This window comes from Pseudomonas sp. SWI44 (assembly GCF_002947915.1).
GTDB classification, from domain to species: domain Bacteria; phylum Pseudomonadota; class Gammaproteobacteria; order Pseudomonadales; family Pseudomonadaceae; genus Aquipseudomonas; species Aquipseudomonas taiwanensis.
This window is the reverse complement of record NZ_CP026674.1, coordinates 3,126,910-3,146,069: the sequence shown is the minus strand read 5'-3', so window position 1 is coordinate 3,146,069 and position 19,160 is coordinate 3,126,910. Positions and strand designations below refer to the sequence as shown.

Genomic DNA, 19,160 nt, shown 5'->3' with positions numbered 1-19,160 from the left:
GGAAAATTACACCATGCCGCCTGCGCTCGTTTTACGATAGCTCAGGAACCAAATCCAGCACTATACGCAACACTTCCAGAAAGCACTAACTCTATAAATTAATCGGTGTCTATTTTTTCACAACTAGCTAACCTAGGCTCAAGCACCTACTGGTTAGCCAGTCTAGAAAGCAGCGCAGCTAGAGTTTCTTCGCACGAATATCCATCAAAGCCTTCTCAAGAGATCTTAAGTCATCTGGGTCTTTGAATCTTGCCTTTGAGCGCAACCACTTATCGACTGCATTATTACGACCACTTGATAGCAAATCGCCCTCCGCGGTAATTTCGCTACTCATAATCACACGCTTTACTAATTTCCCGCTCTCATCACTTACCCGACAATTCAAAAGACCATTACTTTCCATGAACAAAAATAGGTTCTCAAGAGCTCTACCAATGCTTGCATGCCACTCTGGTATATTAGCATATGCTTCAAGCACACCATCTATATCCCATACTGGATAGTCGCTCATTCAATCTCTCCTAACGACCTCTGAAATGCCCGCCACAGGTACTAGTTTCCCAGTGGAGCGATCTTTAACAAATTTACCACCCGTCGCTAATATTCGACGCTCTTTAAGAATCTGGTCCGTTTTATCAGCCGTCATACTCGTAACCTCGTAGGTTTTGGCCTCTCCGCTCTCGATCACAACTGTGTCTACCCGCCGGCGTTCACCAGTATGAGGGTCTTTGACTGACTTCCCGCTTGCATCCCGCAGATAACACTCACTCTGAATAGTCGCATTTGGATGCTGAGTTTTAATTTCCGCATTGAATTCCTGATGGCGGCGATCCCCATCAATCGCATTCTTGATCCGCTTCAGTCCCCACGGATCGATCCAATCAATAGGGTTCGGAACATACTCATAGAGGTTGAAACCGCCGCCGTAGCTGATCGGGTCCTGGCTCACAAACCGCCCAACCCTCGGATCATAGTACCGATACCGGTTGTAATGCAGCCCGGTCTCATGATCGTGGTACTGCCCCTGGAAGCGAATCGGGTTGCTCATCCCAACCTGCTTGGCCCAGTCCGAACGCTCCTCGCGCACGTCACCCCACGCCTTGTACTGCCCCGCCCACGCCACCTCTCCGTGGTGGTCGGTCAGTTCCATCGGCGTACCGAGGTGATCGCACTGGTACCAGGCAATCGCATCGATCGGCTGCGGTTTCACTTCGTGCTGCCACAGCGGGTCCTGGTCGATGTCGTATTCGCGTCCACGCCAGTCCGGCTGCCGTAACAGGCGAATCGGTGCCTTGCGCAGCGCCTGCGCGACGGGCACGAAGCTGTCCGGTTCGTATAGGTAATGCACCGTCCGCCCGGTCTCGCCTTCGTCCTGCGGCGGCGAGCTTTCCCAGGCGAGGTTGTCGCCATCCCAGCCGTACAGGGTGTAACCGCAACCCAGTTCGCGCTGGCGCCTGGCGCGTTGCATCTGGTTCCAGCCGCTGCCCGCACGGGGATCGTCGTAGTGATGCGCGGTCGAGTGTTTGTGCAGGCGACGGCCCAGCGCGTCGTAGCTGTACGCGACGCTGAGCTTGCCATCGTCGAAGCGGACCAGACGGTCGAACAGGTCCCAGGTCAGCCGGGCTTTGTCGCCGTTGTGCAGGCGGTGGATGAGGTTGCCGCGTTCGTCGTACTGGTAATGCGTGCCGGCGTACTCGCGCAGCAGGTTGTCCATCAGCTTGTTGCGACGCGGGTCGCTTTCCAGCGGGCGGTTGAGTTCCTGGGTCTTCTGGTCCAGCAGGTTGCCGGCCGGGTCGAAGGCGAAGGTCTCGACACCCAGGCGACTGGTGGCTTGCAGCAGGCGGCCCACCGGGTCGTACTGATAAGCCAGGTGACCACGGCGGGTGTCGTGGATGTCGGTCAGCTGGCCGACGGCATCGTATTGATACTGGCGCTTGAGCAACGTGGACTTGCCGTCGTGGCTACCCAGCCATTGCGCCTGCAGGCGACCCGCCGGGTCCCACGCCTGGGTCTGCTCTCCGTCGTTTCAGTCACCCGCTGATGCAAACGTTTTCAAGCCCAGCGCCTGCAAGGTTTAGTGGATCTACCGGGGCGAGGTCGCAAGCCATTATTGCCTGCCGAAGCCTTGAGGCGAACCCTTGAGCAAGTCACTCAACCGCGCATCGGTAAGCCGCGCTGGAGCTGCCGTAGCATGGCCTCGCCATCCGACTCCGCCGATTAAAATAGAGAACTAGGCCATACATGATGCTAGCAAATCGACCTCAGAAAGTTTCTTCCTAGCACTTTCACGATCAACATCAGATAAAGCCCACACCTTGAATCCAGACTTGTCAAGAATTTCACCATGCTGTGACATCACAGCATATAATAATTCGAGCTTTTTGGGAGGAAGCGCTTGCAGCTTACGCACAGAAAAAAGATTTACCGGATATACATCCCTAATATATTCATCAGTTTTACCGGCCCACTGCATCTTGAGCCACATAATAGTTTCGTCACGCCTAGACCACATTAACGGATGTTCTTCATCTGGAACATGTCGCCCAAACGCGTAACCAAAACCAAACGCGTGGCTTTCTGTATAGGCGTATGCATAATCAAAATCGACATACCATTCTGGACAGCTTAGAAAAGACTCAACCAACGATTTCAAACTGAGCTTTTCCGAAAACGCTGTTAGCAAGAGCCCTTCATCCGCAGACAAAACTGACGAAAAATCGCAATTAAGTGTCTCACTCCCCTCCCCTTTCTCCCATATCCTTTCTGAGTAAAGCTCAATTACATCAACCTTCCCCTCATTAAGTTCCTTTAGATACTTCTCCCGACCAAACTTAATTACCCTCCCGTTTTTACCACCACAACGTTCAATTTTTCCACCCACATTTTGCATCCATTGCTCGAACGCAGAGTAGTTCTTAACGAAGTCTAATTTCTCTCCTGCCACCGAATGAGCGACAAGAAAATTATAGTAGTCCACCATCTAAATTCTCCGACGAGTTCTCTCTGTCTCTGTGTAACCACCAGCACGATCACCCAAGCCTTTCAAGGTACTTCTTCCTTTCGACTGCAACTCCTTCAGGTTATCGGTTGGTGAAGGTACTTCAACAATATCTACTTTCCCATCTTTCCTTAGCCCAGTAACATCCGGACGAGTAATCGGGTCTGTAGGTACCCCTGTCACGGTCTTGACTGCTACGTTAACGCCAATTTTTTCATATTGGCCGCTGTTGGCCATCTGCTCCGCCATACCCTCGGATATTTGAGCATGACCATCACCACCAGTCCTCTGCCCAGTACCGATAATTGGACAGCCATTAACGACTCTTACTGGCTGCTTTTTCGCTAATCCAAAAGGATCAATCCAGAATATCGGGTTCGGCGCATAGGCAAACAGGTTTAAACCGCCGCCGTAGCTAATCGGGTCCTGACTCACGAACCGCCCAACCCTCGGATCATAGTACCGATACCGGTTGTAATGCAGCCCGGTCTCATGATCGTGGTACTGCCCCTGGAAGCGAATCGGGTTGCTCATCCCAACCTGCTTGGCCCAGTCCGAACGCTCCTCGCGCACGTCACCCCACGCCTTGTACTGCCCCGCCCACGCCACCTCTCCGTGGTGGTCGGTCAGTTCCATCGGCGTACCGAGGTGATCGCACTGGTACCAGGCAATCGCATCGATCGGCTGCGGTTTCACTTCGTGCTGCCACAGCGGGTCCTGGTCGATGTCGTATTCGCGTCCACGCCAGTCCGGCTGCCGTAACAAGCGAATCGGTGCCTTGCGCAGCGCCTGCGCGACGGGCACGAAGCTGTCCGGTTCGTACAGGTAATGCACCGTCCGCCCGGTCTCGCCTTCGTCCTGCGGCGGCGAGCTTTCCCAGGCGAGGTTGTCGCCATCCCAGCCGTACAGGGTGTAACCGCAACCCAGTTCGCGCTGGCGCCTGGCGCGTTGCATCTGGTTCCAGCCGCTGCCCGCACGGGGATCGTCGTAGTGATGCGCGGTCGAGTGTTTGTGCAGGCGACGGCCCAGCGCGTCGTAGCTGTACGCGACGCTGAGCTTGCCATCGTCGAAGCGGACCAGACGGTCGAACAGGTCCCAGGTCAGCCGGGCTTTGTCGCCGTTGTGCAGGCGGTGGATGAGGTTGCCGCGTTCGTCGTACTGGTAATGCGTGCCGGCGTACTCGCGCAGCAGGTTGTCCATCAGCTTGTTGCGACGCGGGTCGCTTTCCAGCGGGCGGTTGAGTTCCTGGGTCTTCTGGTCCAGCAGGTTGCCAGCCGGGTCGAAGGCGAAGGTCTCGACACCCAGGCGACTGGTGGCTTGCAGCAGGCGGCCCACCGGGTCGTACTGATAGGCCAGGTGACCACGGCGGGTGTCGTGGATGTCGGTCAGCTGGCCGACGGCATCGTATTGATACTGGCGCTTGAGCAACGTGGACTTGCCGTCGTGGCTACCCAGCCATTGCGCCTGCAGGCGACCCGCCGGGTCCCACGCCTGGGTCTGCATCAGCTGGTTGCCCTGATGCCGGACCACCTCACGGTGCAGAGCATCGCGCTCATAGGCCAGCAGCTCATGCTGGTCAAGGGTCATGCCCAGCACATGACCGCTGCCGTAGGTGAGCGTGCTGACCTTATGGCCATCGGGACGAATCGTCGCCGTGCGCAGGTTCAGCGCGTCGTACTCGTGCTTCCACACCGCGACCATCGGCACAGCGGTCTTGAGGTAGTACTGATGCTCGCGAGTGAGGTTGCCCGCTTCGTCATGGAACCATTGCAACTTGCTGTCGGCATTGATGGCCTGGATCAGCTTGCCGTTGCCGTCGTAGGCAAAGGTTTCTTCCTGGCGCTGGTCACCCTGGCGGGCCGTGCGCGAGGCCAGACGCCCCACGGCATCGAAGGTGATGTCGATCCGGCGTTGACCGACCTGGGTGCTGGCCAGTCGACCGCTGTCCGGGTCGTACTGGTAGCGGGTGACCAAACCATCGAAGCCCTTTTCTTCCAGCAGGCGACCGACCGGGTCGTACAGGAACGTGGCCTTGCTGTCGTTCTCGTTCTCCAGCCCGATCAGGCGGCCCAGCTTGTCCCAGCGATAGCGCAAGCTGTGCTCGTTGGCGTCGACCCGTTCGACCAGTTTGCCGGCCGCGTCGTAGGACCAGGTGGTGCAGCGGTCCAGCGCGTCGACGTGGGCCAACAGGCGGCCTTCGGCATCGCGTTCGAATCGCTCTTCGGTGTTGTCGGGGTGGGTGACTTTCGCCAGCTGACCGACCTTGTACGCGTAGGTGGTCTTGTTGCCCGCCGCATCGGTGAACAGCACCAGACGACCGACGTCGTCGTACTCCCATTGACTGGTCTTGCCCGAGCAGTCGGTGTACTCGATCAGCTGGTCCGCCGCGTTGTACGCCAGCTTCTTCTCGTTGCCGCTGGCATCCTTGATCGCCTTCACCAGGCCCGAAGGCGTGTAGGCGAATTCGGTCTTGTTGCCCAGCGGGTCGGTGGTTTCGACCAGGTTGCCTTTCCGGTCGTAATCACGCAGCCACAGGCCGCCTTCTGCGTCGCGGATCTTGATCGGGTGACGACGGTCGTCGTAGGCAAAGTGCGTCTTGCTGTGGTCGGCACGGATATGGCGAATGACGCTGCCTTGATCGTCGTAGTCGTAGCGGTCTTCGCTGCCATCGGCGTGCACGTGGCGCAGGAGCTTCTTGCGCTCATCGCGGAACAGCCACTCGGAGCGTTCGTCCGGGTAGCGGATGCGATACAGGTGGCCCTGGATATCGTAGTAGTACCAGGTCTCCTGGCCGTGAGCGTCGGTGACGTAGGTCAGGCGGATGTTCTCGTCCCACGCCAGACGCGTGTCGTAGCTGCCGTCGTCGGCCCATTCATGGATGGCCTTGGCCTGGGCGCTGCTGCCCTCCCATTCCAGGTTCATGCCGCGCCCGGTGCGGTCGGTGTAGCGGGTAACCAGGTGGTGCTGATACTGGTAATGCCAGGCGGCGCCGTTCTCGTCCTGGGCGGCGATCAGGTCGCCCTGTTCGTCATAGTGATAGGCGCAGAGCTGGCGTAGCGGCTGACCGTCGCGCATTTCCCACAGGCCTTTGATATGGCCGTGATCATCGATCAGGGTGCCGAGGTGACGTAGGACGTTCTTCGCATCACCCTGGAAGGTGATGATGTCGGACAGCACCGGGCGGCCGTCGTGGCGATGCTCGTAATGCAGCATGCAGCCGGCGTCATTCTCCAGCAGGATCTTGCGCAGGTAATAACGTTCGCCCACGCGCAGGTAGTATTCCTTGCGCACGAACCCACGGCAGATCACCAGTTCGCTGTCGGTGCTGCGCACCAGCAGCAAGTCTTCGATGGCGTTGAACAGCGCCTTGCCGACCTTGGGCAGCTCGAATGCGTGGCTGCGGCCGTCGAAGTCGTGGAACAGCACGCCTTTGCCGACGATGTCGATGCGGGTAGTGAACTCGGTTACCCAACGAGCGCCCAGACTGCCCTGGTCGTACTCGGCCAGGCGCGAGTGGTAGATCCGCTCCCACTCGATGGGAAATGGGCCTGGCAAGCTGAAATCGGTGTGCTGAATGAATTCCGAGCCCAGCGAGAAGCTGATGCTGTGGCCGGTACGGGCCTTCGGTTCAGCGGGGCACGGTGGACGCTTGGGGCTTGGGGTCTGCTCGGCTGGGGCCTGTTTACCCACGACAGCAAGCTCACCCTTGCTCTGCTCCCGCTCCACCTTGGTCACGGTATCCGGCTTGGCCACCCCTGGCTGGCCGTTCTTGTTGCGGCTGCGGAAGCCTGCCACCGCCCCACCCAGCACCGTCAGCATCCAGCCGATGCTCATCTGCGTCGCAGGATCGGACAGCTTGTTCAGCTGCGTGGCCATTTCCCCGCCCAGCGCTCGCAGCTGCCCGGTATTGGCCAGCACGCTGTTCTTGATGTCATCGGGCAACAGCTTGCTGGTAGCGCTGTTGGCCATGCCTTTACCAGCCGCCTTGCAGGCGCTGTGCACCGCCCCGAAGAAGTTGCTGATCGCCGCCTTGGGGTCGTTGAGCAACTGGTCGCTGGCGGCCGCCATCTGCTTGCTCGCCGCCGCCTTGTCGCCCTGGGCGTCGAGTTGGCCGAGCACGACTTTCTCCAGGCCCGTGGCAATTTCGCCAGTCACCTTGGTACCCAGATCGCCCGCGTCCTTGAGAATGCCGGCGATCTTTGGCTGTGCCTGGGTCACAAAGTCGTCGAGGGTCCCGGCGATGGTGGCGTTGAGGTGGCCCATCAGCACCGTGATCAGCGAGTCGCCCAGCAGCATCTTGGCGCTGTTGCGCAGCTCCTGGCGGACCAGGAACAAGGTCGGGCGCAAGCTCATGCGGGCGGCTGCCATGGTCGGCGGCGCCGGCAATACGCCGATCAGGTTGATGCCCAGGCTGACCCAATCGAGCACCTGGCGGTGCTTGCTCTTGACCAGGGTGACCACATCGCCCAGGGCGTCGACCAGGGCCATGATGTTGCCCACCACCGGCAAGGCACCGGCCACGGTCTTGATCCGTTCGAGGGTGACGTAGCCGCTGCTGACCGACTGCAACCAGGCGTCGAAGGCGGCGGCGCCGCGGCCCACGTCCTTGGCGTCGATGGTGTTGAGTGGGGCGACCGCGACTTGCGCTTCGCGTTGCTTGGTTTCGCCGCTCATGCCAGCACCTCACTGCCCAGCGGCCGCTTGGCCGGGTTGGCGGGAGGGCTCAGCGTCGGCAGCGCGGGCAGTTGCTTGAGAGTGTCGGCGGCCTTGAGGGCCGAGGCGGCGCCGGGCACCACCGTGCTGGCGAGCTGGGTCATGGCGCTGGTGTCGCCGCCGACGGCGGCCTTGACCTGTTGCACCTGCTGCAACGCGGCCTGGCCACTCTGGGCCAGTTTCATGCCGGTGCTGGCCAGGGACTTGCCCTGCTCCAGCAGGCCGCCGCCGCTCGAACCCAGCATGCCCTGGGCCACGGTTTTTCCTTGTGCCATCGCGTCCTGTACCAATGCCTTGCCTTTGTCCATGCCTTGCTGGGCCAGCGCCAAGCCCTGGCCCAGCAGCCCGTCCGCGCCCTTGGTGCCACTCGCGACTTCGCCGACCACGGCCTGCTGGCCGGGGGCGATGTCGTCGAACTGGCCTTTCACCGGCCAGGCGTTCGCGCCGAAGAAGCTGGCATCGGACCAGGTGTCGGCCGGGTCTAGGCCGAAGTCGACCCACAGCGGGCCAGCGGCAGCGCCGGATGCCTGATTGAAGCCCTTGCCGTCGAGGCTGCCCTTGATCGAGGCGCCCAACGCGTCGATCACCCCGTAGTCGCCGGTCTTCACACCCGCGCTGTTGACGTACTGGTAGAGCAGTTCGAGGTTGCCCTTGCCCGGCTTCGGCGGTTCGGGGAACGTACCCGCCTTGCTCGCGGCGCCGATGTGGGCGAACTGCGCCGCGTGGGCGGTGTAGTTGCCACTGGTGACATGGGTGATACCCGCCGCGTTGTACGTGGTGGCGCTGCCGCCGCCTTGCACGACCAATTCGGTCTTGGCGGTTAGCACGATGCGGTCGGCATTGGCGGTGATGTCGAGCTTGGCCAGCAGGTTGATGTTGTCTTTCAGCGCGCGGATATCGATGTCGCCCGCAGCCGCCACCAGTCTCCAGCCCAGGCTCTGCACGAACAGGCGCATGCCCTGGCTGGCACTGGCCAGCAGGCGTTTGCCGATCGACAGGCTGGTGTGCCCGGTACTGCTCAGGGCCAGGTGCTCACCGGTCGACACGTGCGTCGGCCCTGGCGTGGTCAGGGCGATGCCGGCAGGGCTGGCGAGCACCAGGTGCGGCTGGGTGAGTTCGGGAAACTCATTGGCGCTCTGGTTGGCCGGGCCGCTGCCGAGAATGCCCTGATGCTGCTCGTGCAGTCGCTTGGCCACCTCGTCCTGATCGCCTGGCTCCTGTGCCTGCATCTGCTTGGCCAGTTCAGCCAGGCTGTCCTGCTGCTCGCTGGCGGTGGCCAGGCGCTCGGCCGTCTCGGGCAGGTCCTTGTGGTGCCTGGCTTCGTTCGGCCGGGGCTCGGTGGTGATCAGCAGGCCACCAGCGGCGCGCACGGCGCCGTGGCGGTCGGTGCGCAACTCGAAGCCTTCACCGCGCGGGGCGCCGCCGCTCGGCCGGGGGTGGGTCAGGTAGCCGAGGTTCAGCGCACTGGCGCCGTGGTCGCTGCGCAGGGCGATGCTGATTTCACCGGTGGTGTCGTCGATGCGCAGTTCGTTGCCGCGGCTGCCCTTGTATTCCTTGCTCTTGATCGTGGCCAGGGTCTTGAGGTCGGGCAGCTTGTAGTGCGGCATGTTCACGCCGTGGTACAGGCAGCCGGTCACCAGCGGCTGGTCGGGGTCGCCTTCAAGGAAGCTGACCAGCACTTCCATGCCCACGCGGGGCAACTGCAGGCCGGCGATGCCCTGGCCGGCCCAGCCGGAGGCGACGCGCAGCCACACGCTGGACTTGTCGTCGGCCTGGCCTTCGCGGTCCCAGAAGAACTGCACCTTGATGCGGCCGTATTCGTCGCAGTAGATCTCTTCGCCGGCCGGGCCGCTGACCACGGCGCGCTGGTCGCCCAGCACCCGGGGCTTGGGGTGGCGCAGCGGCGGGCGGTACGGGGCGTCCCACGGCGTGGCGGTGAAGGTGTTGCGGTAACCCTGCTGGAAACCGTCGTACTTCGCGTCGATATCGCTGGTGATGACTTCTTCCAGCACCTGCGGCTGGCGGCCTTGGTGGTGCACGGCGAGCAGCAGCCAGAGGTCGTTCCAGGCCGCGTTGGGGTGGCTGGCCAGGGCCAGGAAGTGCCCGCTGGCCAGCAGCGGTTGGTCACTGCGGCCCTCGGCCTGGCGGAAGTCGCTGCGGTGGCGCTCCAGGGCGCGGGTGGCCAGGTGCTTGCCACGGGCGCGGTCGAGGAAGCGGCCGGGGTAGTCGTAGTCTTCAAGGTCCGGCTCGGCGTGGCTGACGGCCTCGCCTTCGAGCTGGATCAGCGGCTTCTTGAAGTCGTAGTCGCGGCGCGTGACGCTGCTGGTGCGGGTTTCCAGGCGCAGGGCGAAGCCCTTGATCATCGGCGTGTCGGCGACCAGCCCGGCGTCGTGCTGGAAGCTGACCGGGGCCAGTTTGGGAAACACCGTCTGGTCGTCGCCGAACACCAGCAGGTGGCCGTCGGCGCGGTGACGAAAGTGATAGTGGATGCCTTCTTCTTCGCACAAGCGCTGGATGAAGTGCAGGTTGGACTCGTCGTACTGCACGCAGTATTCGCGTTGCGGGTACTGCGCGCCCAACTGGAACTGGTAGGCATTGGCGAGGATGCCATGCTCCTCCAGGACCAGGGCGATGATCTGCGGCACGGTCTTGTGCTGGAACATGCGCTGGTTGATGCGGTGGTCCAGGTACGCCAGCTGCGGGCGCAGGGTGACCTGGTAGCGGGTCAGGCGCTTGCCCGACTCGCCCTGGGCGGCGCGATAGATCAGGCCGTGCAGGCCACGGCCGGCATCGTCGAGCTGGAGGAAGGCGGGTTTGTGCAGCAGGCGTTCCAGGTCCAGCGAAGGGCGTTCGCTGACCAGCTCGAGGTCAATGGCATAGGCGTGGCTGATGGCTTCCCTGCCGTTGAAGGCGAGGACCTGGAAATCGTGCTCCAGGCCGTCGATGTGCAAGCTGAAATGGGTCTGGTTCGCGGCGGCAAACATCCCTGTCCTCCTTTAGGAAAACGTAGTGAAAACGACCGCAGCCCGCCGCGCGAACGCGGCAGGCAGCGGTGTGATCCAGGTTTAGCCTGCGACCGGAACGCGCCAGTCGTCGGAACCGGAAGTCCCGGAGACCTCGTGGGTCCAGGTGATCTTGCGGTAGGTGAAGTACACGTCTTCCAGGTGGGTGAAGTGGGCGTTGGCCGGGTCCTGGCAGTTGTGCATGTAGTCCTTCATGTCGACGATGATCGCGTCTTCCAGGACGGTGGTGTAGTAGTGCTCCTGGGTGCCGGCGGCCGAGGTGCGGTACCACTTGATCTCGACCTTGGTCATGCGCTCACCGGAGGTCAGGGCCGCCAGCAGCAGTGGCGAGGCCTTGTCGAAGACCTTGGTGATCTTCACCGGTTTGTGCACGCGCTGGCCGGTCGGTTGGCCGGACTGCGGATCACGGGGGATGATCACCTGGTGGTCGAAGCCCTGGACCATCACCTGGTCTTCGTGGCCTTCCTGGTAGGTGTTGCCCACCGAATCGGCGGTGAACGCGCCAGCGGTGATCAGGCCTTGTTTTTCGCCGGTGACGGACATGTACGCGGGTGTTGCCATGGTGCTGCTCTCCTTGCTGTGGATAAGTGCCTTTTTCGGCAGCTAATTGCCGGTCAATCGGGTCTTGATGTGACAAAAGTCGTGCCAACTTGAGGAAAAGCCTTATAGATCAAGGCCTGCAGCGACCCACACTGAAAATCGGGGAGCTTTTTCGGAAAAAACCACGGGAAAAGTGCGCAACTTCTTGCGCAGTGGTGTGCAAAAAGTTGCGCAGTTGCCTGTACGCCATATTTCTCAAGGCCTACAGGAATGTATGCACAGGCTTATCCACATTTGAGTGCGCAACTTCTTGCGCAGTTGACTAAAAAGTCAGGAGAGTGCGCCGAAGCTGTAAAAAACATCGCAAAGTGCAGCACGCCGGCCACAAACTTAAGCTCGGGTTGCCATGGACTGGCTGTAGGCAAACACGAGGTAGGCGACCCAGCTACTGCTTGGTGGGGTACTGTCAGGAAGTGCCGGATGATGGCCTTTCCGAACCACCGCTGCGTGCGCTTCAAACTGGCAGCCAAGCCACCCTGCAAAAGCTGACGCAAACGTCATGCGCCACTCAGTTTCCTGACAGGCTCAGGTCCCTAAATTGCCTCTGGACAGAGCGCCGATCGGCGCCAACGAAAAACCAGAGGAAACACCCATGAACAGCGTCAAGGCAGTTGTGATGGCAGCAACCTTCGGCATGGCAAACCTGGCCCATGCAGAAGGCGGTGGGGACCGCACCTTCATGAGGATGGAAGCCGCTCGGCAATCCTCCCAGCAGGCTTATCAGCTTACCCAGGAGAACAATGACCAGACACCCGTCGCCGCTCAGCAAGACCAGCACACAGGGCACAAGCACTGCTGAAGCAAGCTTACAGAAATGTAATCACCCTCGAACCCGAACTATGGCAGTTTCAAGTGACCTCCTCCGGCAAATCGGGTGCTTCGTCGAAAACCTGCGAAGCTTGCGAGGACCGAACTGAAACCGAGGGCTGCGACATTCGGCGGCCTGGATATCAGCTATTTCTCTGACTGGACGCAACGGCATGCAAAGCAAAACCACACGACGATCCTTCGTCAAAGGCCTGGCTGCTACCGGACTACTGGGCGGGTTGGGCATGTGGCGCGCGCCGGTGTGGGCGGTGACCAGCCCTGGCCAGCCCAATGTGCTGACAGGCACAGAATTTGACCTTTACATCGGTGAGCTGCCGGTCAATATCACCGGCGCCCCGCGCACCGCCATGGCAATCAACGGTTCTCTGCCAGGCCCCACGCTCCGTTGGCGCGAAGGCGATACCGTCACGCTTCGGGTGCGCAACCGTTTGAAGCAGGACACGTCCATCCACTGGCACGGCATCATCCTGCCGGCGAACATGGACGGTGTCCCAGGCCTGAGTTTCCATGGCATCGCCCCTGATGGCATGTACGAGTACAGGTTCAAGGTCCATCAGAACGGCACCTACTGGTACCACAGCCATTCTGGCTTCCAGGAGCAGGTCGGGGTGTATGGCGCACTGGTCATCGATGCGAAAGAGCCCGAGCCGTTCAGTTATGACCGGGACTATGTGGTGATGCTCAGCGACTGGACGGACGAAGACCCTGCCCGGGTGCTCTCCAAGCTCAAGAAGCAGTCTGACTACTACAACTTCCACAAGCGAACGGTGGGTGATTTCGTCAACGACGTCGGCGAAATGGGCTGGTCCGCCGCGGTCGCTGACCGCAAGATGTGGGCCGAGATGAAGATGAGCCCCACCGATCTTGCCGACGTCAGCGGGTACACCTACACCTACCTCATGAATGGCCAGGCGCCAGACGGAAACTGGACCGGCGTTTTCAAGCCCGGTGAGAAAATCCGGCTGCGCTTCATCAACGGCTCGGCCATGACGTACTTCGATGTGCGCATTCCTGGCCTGAAGATGACCGTGGTCGCGGCGGATGGGCAACATGTCAATCCCGTTTCGGTCGACGAGTTCCGTATCGCCGTTGCTGAAACCTACGATGTCATCGTTGAGCCACAGGATGAACAGGCATACACCATTTTCGCTCAATCCATGGATCGCTCGGGGTACTCCAGGGGCACCTTGGCTATCCGCGAAGGCTTGCAAGCACCGGTTCCAGCCGTCGACCCTCGCCCCGTCATCTCCATGGGTGACATGGGCATGGACCACGGCAGCATGGCGGGGATGAATCACGGCAGCATGGCCGGCATGGACCACGGCGACATGGCCGGTATGGATCACGGCAACATGGCAGATACCGGTGGGGCCATGCAAAGCCATCCCGCCTCAGAGACCAACAACCCGTTGGTCGACATGCAGACGATGACTCCAACCGCAAAGCTGAGCGACCCGGGGGTTGGGCTGCGCGACAACGGCCGTCGGGTTCTGACCTACTCGGATCTGCGAAGCACCTTCATCGATCCGGACGGTCGGGAACCTGGCCGAACCATCGAACTGCATCTGACCGGCCACATGGAGAAGTTCGCCTGGTCCTTCGACGGCATCAAGTTCTCCGATGCCGCCCCCCTGCGCCTGAAGTACGGCGAGCGCCTTCGCATCACCCTGGTCAACGACACCATGATGACCCACCCCATCCACCTCCATGGCATGTGGAGCGACCTGGAGGATGAGCACGGCAACTTTATGGTTCGAAAACACACGATTGACATGCCCCCCGGCTCGAAACGGAGTTATCGCGTGACCGCAGATGCCCTGGGACGCTGGGCCTATCACTGTCACCTGCTGTTCCACATGGAAATGGGCATGTTCCGAGAAGTCCGCGTGGACGAATGAACTGGAGATCCGAAATGAGCAAACCCCTGAAACGAAACACCTTTGTCCTTTGCGCTGCGATGGCGGGCCTGTTCACCGTTTATGCCCCATCGTCGTGGTCGAGCGACACCCATGAACAACATACCCAGACGTCTGCCGATTCCGCGAAGGCCAAGGGCGCTCAAGGCATGGATCACGGCGCCATGAAAGGTATGGATCATGGCTCGATGCAGGGCATGGATCACGATGCGATGAAAGGCATGGATCATGGCTCGATGCAGGGCATGGATCACAGCAAAATGATGCAATCGCATGGCAGCGACGACGCTAAGGCAGGGAAAGATGACCAGTAGCCTGGCGCGACCCTCGCTGCTGGCCCTGACCGTTTCGCTTGGCGTGCTGGGCGTTGCGCCCAGCTTCGCCGCTGAAGAGGTGGACCACTCGGCGATGGATCATTCGTCCATGGGGCACGACTCGATGCCAGGCATGGACCACAGCCAGATGGGCGCAAGCGAGCCTCGGAAAAAAACCGCGCCCGCCGATCACAGCAAGATGGATCATACGAGCATGCAGGGGATGGACCATGGCGCCATGGATCACTCAACGATGAACCACGGTTCCGCGGCGCCTGCCACTACCAGCCGTACCCCGATTCCCGTACTCACGGATGCAGACCGCCAGGCGGCGTTCCCGCCGTTGGGCGGACATCGGATGCACGACAGCGCAATCAACAGCTTCTTCTTGCTGGACCAACTCGAGTACCAGGATGCTGACGAAGGCAGCGCGCTGGCCTGGGATGCTACTGGATGGATAGGCGGTGATATCAACCGGCTCTGGATACGCTCCGAGGGTGAACGGACCAACGGTGTCACCGAAGATGCCGAACTACAGCTGCTCTACGGCCGCTCGGTCAGCCCTTGGTGGGATGTGGTTGCCGGGGTTCGCCAGGACTTCAAGCCGCAATCTCCTCAGACCTGGGCTGCGTTCGGCATCCAGGGCATGGCACTGTACGGTTTCGAAGCCGAAGCCACTGCATTCCTCGGCGAAAACGGCCAGACCGCCGCCCGCCTGGAGGGCGACTACGACATACTCCTGACCAATCGCCTGATCCTGCAGCCAACCGCTGAAGTCAATTTCTACGGCAAGAACGATCCTGAGCGTGGCGTGGGTTCCGGTCTTGCCAATACCGAAGTCGGCGTGCGGCTGCGGTATGAAATCGTTCGCCAGTTCGCACCTTACATAGGCGTCACCTGGAACCGCTCCTATGGCAAAACCGCCGACTTCATCCGTGATGAAGGTGGGGATGTGGATGAAGCACGTTTCGTCGCCGGCATCCGCATGTGGTTTTGAGAGCCAGACATGAAAAGAACGATAACAACGCTGGTTGCAGCAGGCGCCGTCACCAGCGCGAGCGTTCTGGCAGCCGCGTACTTTGGCGTGGTGAACGTCGCGGCCGATGATCCTCACTTCCCGGCAGTACATGCCTTTCTGGCCATGGTTCGGGATCGTTCCATCGAGGTGCGCGCCAGGGATATCGAGGTACCAGACCTCAAGGACGAAAACCTGATTCGCATGGGCGCTGGTAACTACAACGCCATGTGCATCGGTTGCCATCTTGCCCCCGGCGTTGAGAAGACAGAGCTCAGCCAGGCGCTGTACCCCTCTCCTCCCGACCTGACCAAACTCGGGGTCAGCGGTGATCCCGCTGTCGCGTTCTGGACCATCAAACACGGCATCAAGGCCACAGGCATGCCAGCTTGGGGCAAGAGCATGGGTGACCCGTACATCTGGGGAATTGTCGCCTTCCTCGATCAGCTACCCCGAATGAACGCTCAGCAGTACAACGCGATGGTCGCGATCAGCGGCGGTCACCAGCATGGGGGTGGCGAAAGCGAAATGCACAATCATGAAGGCCAACACGGCGACAACGTGCCAGGTCGCTACGAAGAGGCAGCCTCGGGAAGTGGCCACCATGACAAGGGGCAATCCAAGGCGCATCATCCGGCTTCGCCAAGCGCACCCACCGCGCCTGGCCATCACGGGCATGGCGAGGCCGACAGCGCCCAACACTCGAAGCCCGCTCCGAAGTCGCATCTTCACCGCGATGGAAAGGAGCACACCCATGAGCACTGAAAGTCATCGGCATCGCCATGGCATGCCCAGGGGCTGAGAAAGTTTACCGTGAATATCCCCCTCGACGCGCGCACCTCGAGGGGGAGCTCCATCAACCAGCGACCCCGCTTCCGGAGCTCGTCAGCGGGTTGGCGCCGCCCTGCTCCACACGCCGGCGACGTCGTGTCACCAGCAGGCCCGAGCACACCACCAGTATCGCCAGCGCCATGGTCGATACCACTTCGAGCCGGTGGTCGGGGCGCAGCAACATCAGCACCAGCACGGCGCTGATGAACAAGATCACACCCCATGTCAGCCAAGGGAACAGCCACATCCTGTAGCTCAGGGTCTTACCTTCGGCGATCAGGCGTTTACGCAGGCGCAGCTGGGAAATGGCAATCACCAGATAGACCAGCAGAGCAATCGCACCCGAGCTGGCCATGAGGAAACCGAACACCTTCGAGGGCACCAGGTAGTTGGCGATCACCGTCAGGAACGCGGCACCGGTAGACAGCATTACGGCATAGATCGGCGTACCGCTGCGGGCGGTCACCTGGGCACAAGCGGGCGCATCGCCCCGGCGGCTCAGCGAATAGAGCATGCGCGAAGCGGTGTACAGCGAGGAGTTCAGGCAACTGGTCACCGAGGTCAGCACCACGAAGTCGATGATGGCCTTGGCATGGGGCACGTTGAGAATATTCAGCACCGCCACATAGGACCCTTCGCTCGCCAGCCTTGGATCGTTCCACGGCACCAGCGCCACGACGATGAAGATCGACAGGATGTAGAACAACGTGATCCGCCAGATCACCGAGTTGGTGGCCTTGGAGATCTGCTTGCCAGCGGCATCGGACTCCGCCGCGGCAATGGTCACCACCTCGGCACCGAGGAACGAGAACATAGTGATCAGCATCGCGCTGAGCACTGCGCCAAAGCCGTTGGGCATGAAGCCGCCGTTATCCCACAAGCGTGAAACCCCGCTCACGCCGGTGCTGGGGAACAGGCCAAGGATGGCGCAGGCACCGAGGATGATGAAGCCGACGATAGCGGCCACCTTCACCAACGCCAACCAGAACTCGAACTCGCCGTAGTGCTTGACGCTGAACAGGTTGGTGGCGGTCAGCAGCAAGGTGATGACCAACGACAGCACCCAGATTTCCATCTGCGGCACATACGTGTTGATGATGGTTGCGGCGATATTGGCTTCGATGGGAATGATCAGCACCCAGAACCACCAGTAGAGCCAGCCGATGGTATAGCCCGCCCACTTGCCGATGGCCTGGTCGGCATAGGTGGAGAACGAACCGGTGTCTGGCGACGCGACGGCCATTTCCGCCAGCATGCGCATCACCAGCACGACCAGCACGCCGGCGAAGATGTAAGCAAGGATGGTGGCCGGGCCGGCCTCTGCAATGGCCCGTCCTGAACCTACGAACAAGCCGGCGCCAATGACACCGGCAATGGAAAGCATGGTCACATGACGGGACTTGAGCCCGTGACTGAGATTGTTCTTATCGTTCTGCATGGCATTACCTTTGTTCTTGTACTGCCTCTGAGGGCATTTTCGGTGTCCGCGCTCACCAGCATCGGACGAAAAAGCCCGCCCTGTCCGAGAGGGTGAGTCGGACAGATGCGGGTGAGCACAGACCAGGGTGACGCTGACTCAAGAAAGCGCCGACGGCCGTCGAGCGACCGTCAGGCATGAGTGTCAGGCGAGCTCGTCGAAGCACTCGCCGATCAAGGCCAGACCGCGCTGCAAGTCCGCGTCGCTGACGGTCAGCGGAACCAAAATGCGCAAGACGTTGTAATAGGTGCCGCACGACAGCAGGATCAGCCCTTTGTCACGGGCCTTGGCCACCACCTTGGCGGTCAGATCGGCCGCAGGCTTGCTCAGGTCACCGCCCTCGAACAACTCTACGGCGACCATGGCACCCAGGTTGCGCACATCCACCAGGCTGTTGTGACGCTCGCCGATGGCGCGCAGGCCGCTGGTGAGGATTTCACCGACCGCCTGGGCCCGCTCCAGCAGTTTCTCGTCGTCGAAGGCTTCCAGCACGGCCAGGGCAGCGGCGCAGGAGACTGGGCTACCGGCGTAGGTCCCGCCCAGGCCACCGGGAGCCACCGCATCCATGATCTCGGCACGGCCGCACACACCAGCCAGCGGGAAACCACCGGCGATGGACTTGGCGAAGGTGGTCAGGTCGGCGGCGACGCCCAGTTGCTCCATGGCGAAGAAGGTACCGGTACGACCAGCACCGGTCTGCACTTCGTCGGCGATCAGCACGATGCCGTGCTCGTCACACAGGGCGCGCAGACGGGCCAGGAAGTCTTTCGGCGCGACGTTGAAACCACCTTCGCCCTGGACCGGTTCGAGAATGATCGCGGCGATGTCAGTCGGCGCGGCGTCGTTCTTGAAGATGCGTTCGACGCTGGCGATGGCGTCATCGCTGCTCACGCCATGCACCGCGTTCGGGTACTGGGCACGGTAGATGCCACCTGGCATCAGGCCCATGCCCGCAGAGTACGGCACGACCTTGCCGGTCAGGCTCAGGGTGTAGTGCGTACGCCCATGGTAGGCGCCGGTGAAGGCGATCACACCCTGGCGGCCAGTGGCGGCACGGGCGATCTTGATGGCGTTCTCCACCGCTTCGGCGCCGGTGGTCACCAGCAAGGTCTTTTTCTCGAAGTCGCCCGGCACGCGCTGGTTGATCTTCTCGGCCAGGGCCACGTAGGGCTCGTAGCCAAAGACGTGGAAGCAGGTGTGGGTCAGCTTGGCCAGCTGCGCCTGGACGGCTGCCATGACTTTCGGGTGCAGGTGGCCGGTATTGAGCACCGCGATACCGCCGGCGAAGTCCAGGTACTCTCGGCCCTCGACGTCCCACACGGTGGCGTTCTCGGCACGCTCGGCGTAGATCTGGTGGATTTGCCCGACGCCACGTGGAATGGCGGCCAGGCGGCGTTGTTGCAGGCTCTGGTTGGTGTTCATGTTCGCTCCGTTCAAGACTCGAT

The 19,160-nt window shown here is 61.1% G+C and carries 12 protein-coding genes and 2 pseudogenes; 6 read left to right on the top strand and 8 right to left on the bottom strand.

The genetic code is table 11. The features are described from left to right. Positions 1-178: 178 nt before the first annotated feature. Together C4Q26_RS14860 and C4Q26_RS14855 are read right to left on the bottom strand one after the other, a co-directional pair. Positions 179-511 (bottom strand): hypothetical protein, encoded by a 333-nt coding sequence (locus C4Q26_RS14860; RefSeq protein WP_104881417.1) that lies wholly within the window; start codon positions 509-511, stop codon positions 179-181. A gap of 342 nt (positions 512-853) precedes the next feature. Then, a pseudogene (locus C4Q26_RS14855) lies at positions 854-2,014 on the bottom strand (RHS repeat-associated core domain-containing protein); the annotation flags it as partial. Here C4Q26_RS14855 and C4Q26_RS14850 point away from each other — a divergent pair. After that, a pseudogene (locus C4Q26_RS14850) lies at positions 1,997-2,197 on the top strand (helix-turn-helix domain-containing protein); the annotation flags it as partial. The pseudogenes C4Q26_RS14855 and C4Q26_RS14850 overlap by 18 nt on opposite strands. A 33-nt stretch (positions 2,198-2,230) precedes the next feature. Here C4Q26_RS14850 and C4Q26_RS14845 read toward each other — a convergent pair. The 4 genes from C4Q26_RS14845 to C4Q26_RS14830 form a co-directional block, all read right to left on the bottom strand. Beyond that, positions 2,231-2,980 carry a hypothetical protein gene (locus C4Q26_RS14845; protein WP_104883247.1) on the bottom strand — a complete coding sequence of 250 codons (750 nt, stop codon included), beginning with the start codon at positions 2,978-2,980 and terminating at the stop codon, positions 2,231-2,233. After that, positions 2,981-7,672 carry an RHS repeat-associated core domain-containing protein gene (locus tag C4Q26_RS14840; protein WP_256583267.1) on the bottom strand — a complete coding sequence of 1,564 codons (4,692 nt, stop codon included), beginning with the start codon at positions 7,670-7,672 and terminating at the stop codon, positions 2,981-2,983. It abuts the gene before it with no gap. Further along, positions 7,669-10,695, bottom strand: a complete 3,027-nt coding sequence (locus tag C4Q26_RS14835) for a type VI secretion system tip protein VgrG (RefSeq protein ID WP_104883246.1) — start codon at positions 10,693-10,695, stop codon at positions 7,669-7,671. Before C4Q26_RS14835 ends, C4Q26_RS14840 begins: the two co-directional genes overlap by 4 nt. 81 nt (positions 10,696-10,776) lie before the next feature. Beyond that, entirely contained in the window at positions 10,777-11,295 is a 519-nt protein-coding gene (locus C4Q26_RS14830) for an Hcp family type VI secretion system effector (protein WP_023381485.1), read from the bottom strand. Between the two features lie 631 nt (positions 11,296-11,926). Between C4Q26_RS14830 and C4Q26_RS14825 the strand changes: the two genes are divergently transcribed. From C4Q26_RS14825 to C4Q26_RS14805, 5 genes are all read left to right on the top strand, one after another. Next, positions 11,927-12,133, top strand: coding sequence for a co-regulatory protein PtrA N-terminal domain-containing protein (locus C4Q26_RS14825; RefSeq protein ID WP_023382568.1), 207 nt, complete (start codon positions 11,927-11,929; stop codon positions 12,131-12,133). A 181-nt stretch (positions 12,134-12,314) separates the two neighbouring features. Next, the gene (locus C4Q26_RS14820) at positions 12,315-14,060 is read left to right on the top strand and encodes a copper resistance system multicopper oxidase (RefSeq protein ID WP_104881197.1); all 1,746 of its coding nucleotides are present in this window, start codon (positions 12,315-12,317) and stop codon (positions 14,058-14,060) included. Positions 14,061-14,074: 14 nt separating this feature from the next. Further along, positions 14,075-14,392: a hypothetical protein gene (locus tag C4Q26_RS14815; RefSeq protein ID WP_023382570.1), complete on the top strand. Its 318-nt coding sequence runs from the start codon at positions 14,075-14,077 to the stop codon at positions 14,390-14,392. After that, complete coding sequence (locus tag C4Q26_RS14810; RefSeq protein ID WP_023382571.1) at positions 14,382-15,389, top strand: copper resistance protein B; 1,008 nt, start codon at positions 14,382-14,384, stop codon at positions 15,387-15,389. Before C4Q26_RS14815 ends, C4Q26_RS14810 begins: the two co-directional genes overlap by 11 nt. Before the next feature lie 9 nt (positions 15,390-15,398). Continuing rightward, positions 15,399-16,172 (top strand): cytochrome c, encoded by a 774-nt coding sequence (locus C4Q26_RS14805; protein ID WP_104881196.1) that lies wholly within the window; start codon positions 15,399-15,401, stop codon positions 16,170-16,172. 91 nt (positions 16,173-16,263) lie between these two features. Here C4Q26_RS14805 and gabP read toward each other — a convergent pair whose 3' ends face one another. Further along, complete coding sequence (gene gabP, locus C4Q26_RS14800; RefSeq protein WP_023382573.1) at positions 16,264-17,676, bottom strand: GABA permease; 1,413 nt, start codon at positions 17,674-17,676, stop codon at positions 16,264-16,266. Between the two features lie 183 nt (positions 17,677-17,859). Beyond that, the gene (gabT, locus tag C4Q26_RS14795; protein WP_023382574.1) at positions 17,860-19,137 is read right to left on the bottom strand and encodes a 4-aminobutyrate--2-oxoglutarate transaminase; all 1,278 of its coding nucleotides are present in this window, start codon (positions 19,135-19,137) and stop codon (positions 17,860-17,862) included. Between the last annotated feature and the right edge of the window lie 23 nt (positions 19,138-19,160).

Bases quoted from the DNA above. Each gene is read 5' to 3' on its own strand.
- C4Q26_RS14830 (WP_023381485.1), bottom strand. From the start codon at position 11,295: ATGGCAACACCCGCGTACATGTCCGTCACCGGCGAAAAACAAGGCCTG.
- C4Q26_RS14805 (WP_104881196.1), top strand. From the start codon at position 15,399: ATGAAAAGAACGATAACAACGCTGGTTGCAGCAGGCGCCGTCACCAGC.
- C4Q26_RS14845 (WP_104883247.1), bottom strand. From the start codon at position 2,980: ATGGTGGACTACTATAATTTTCTTGTCGCTCATTCGGTGGCAGGAGAG.
- C4Q26_RS14820 (WP_104881197.1), top strand. From the start codon at position 12,315: ATGCAAAGCAAAACCACACGACGATCCTTCGTCAAAGGCCTGGCTGCT.
- C4Q26_RS14815 (WP_023382570.1), top strand. From the start codon at position 14,075: ATGAGCAAACCCCTGAAACGAAACACCTTTGTCCTTTGCGCTGCGATG.
- C4Q26_RS14835 (WP_104883246.1), bottom strand. From the start codon at position 10,695: ATGTTTGCCGCCGCGAACCAGACCCATTTCAGCTTGCACATCGACGGC.
- gabP (WP_023382573.1), bottom strand. From the start codon at position 17,676: ATGCAGAACGATAAGAACAATCTCAGTCACGGGCTCAAGTCCCGTCAT.
- C4Q26_RS14810 (WP_023382571.1), top strand. From the start codon at position 14,382: ATGACCAGTAGCCTGGCGCGACCCTCGCTGCTGGCCCTGACCGTTTCG.
- gabT (WP_023382574.1), bottom strand. From the start codon at position 19,137: ATGAACACCAACCAGAGCCTGCAACAACGCCGCCTGGCCGCCATTCCA.
- C4Q26_RS14860 (WP_104881417.1), bottom strand. From the start codon at position 511: ATGAGCGACTATCCAGTATGGGATATAGATGGTGTGCTTGAAGCATAT.
- C4Q26_RS14840 (WP_256583267.1), bottom strand. From the start codon at position 7,672: ATGAGCGGCGAAACCAAGCAACGCGAAGCGCAAGTCGCGGTCGCCCCA.
- C4Q26_RS14825 (WP_023382568.1), top strand. From the start codon at position 11,927: ATGAACAGCGTCAAGGCAGTTGTGATGGCAGCAACCTTCGGCATGGCA.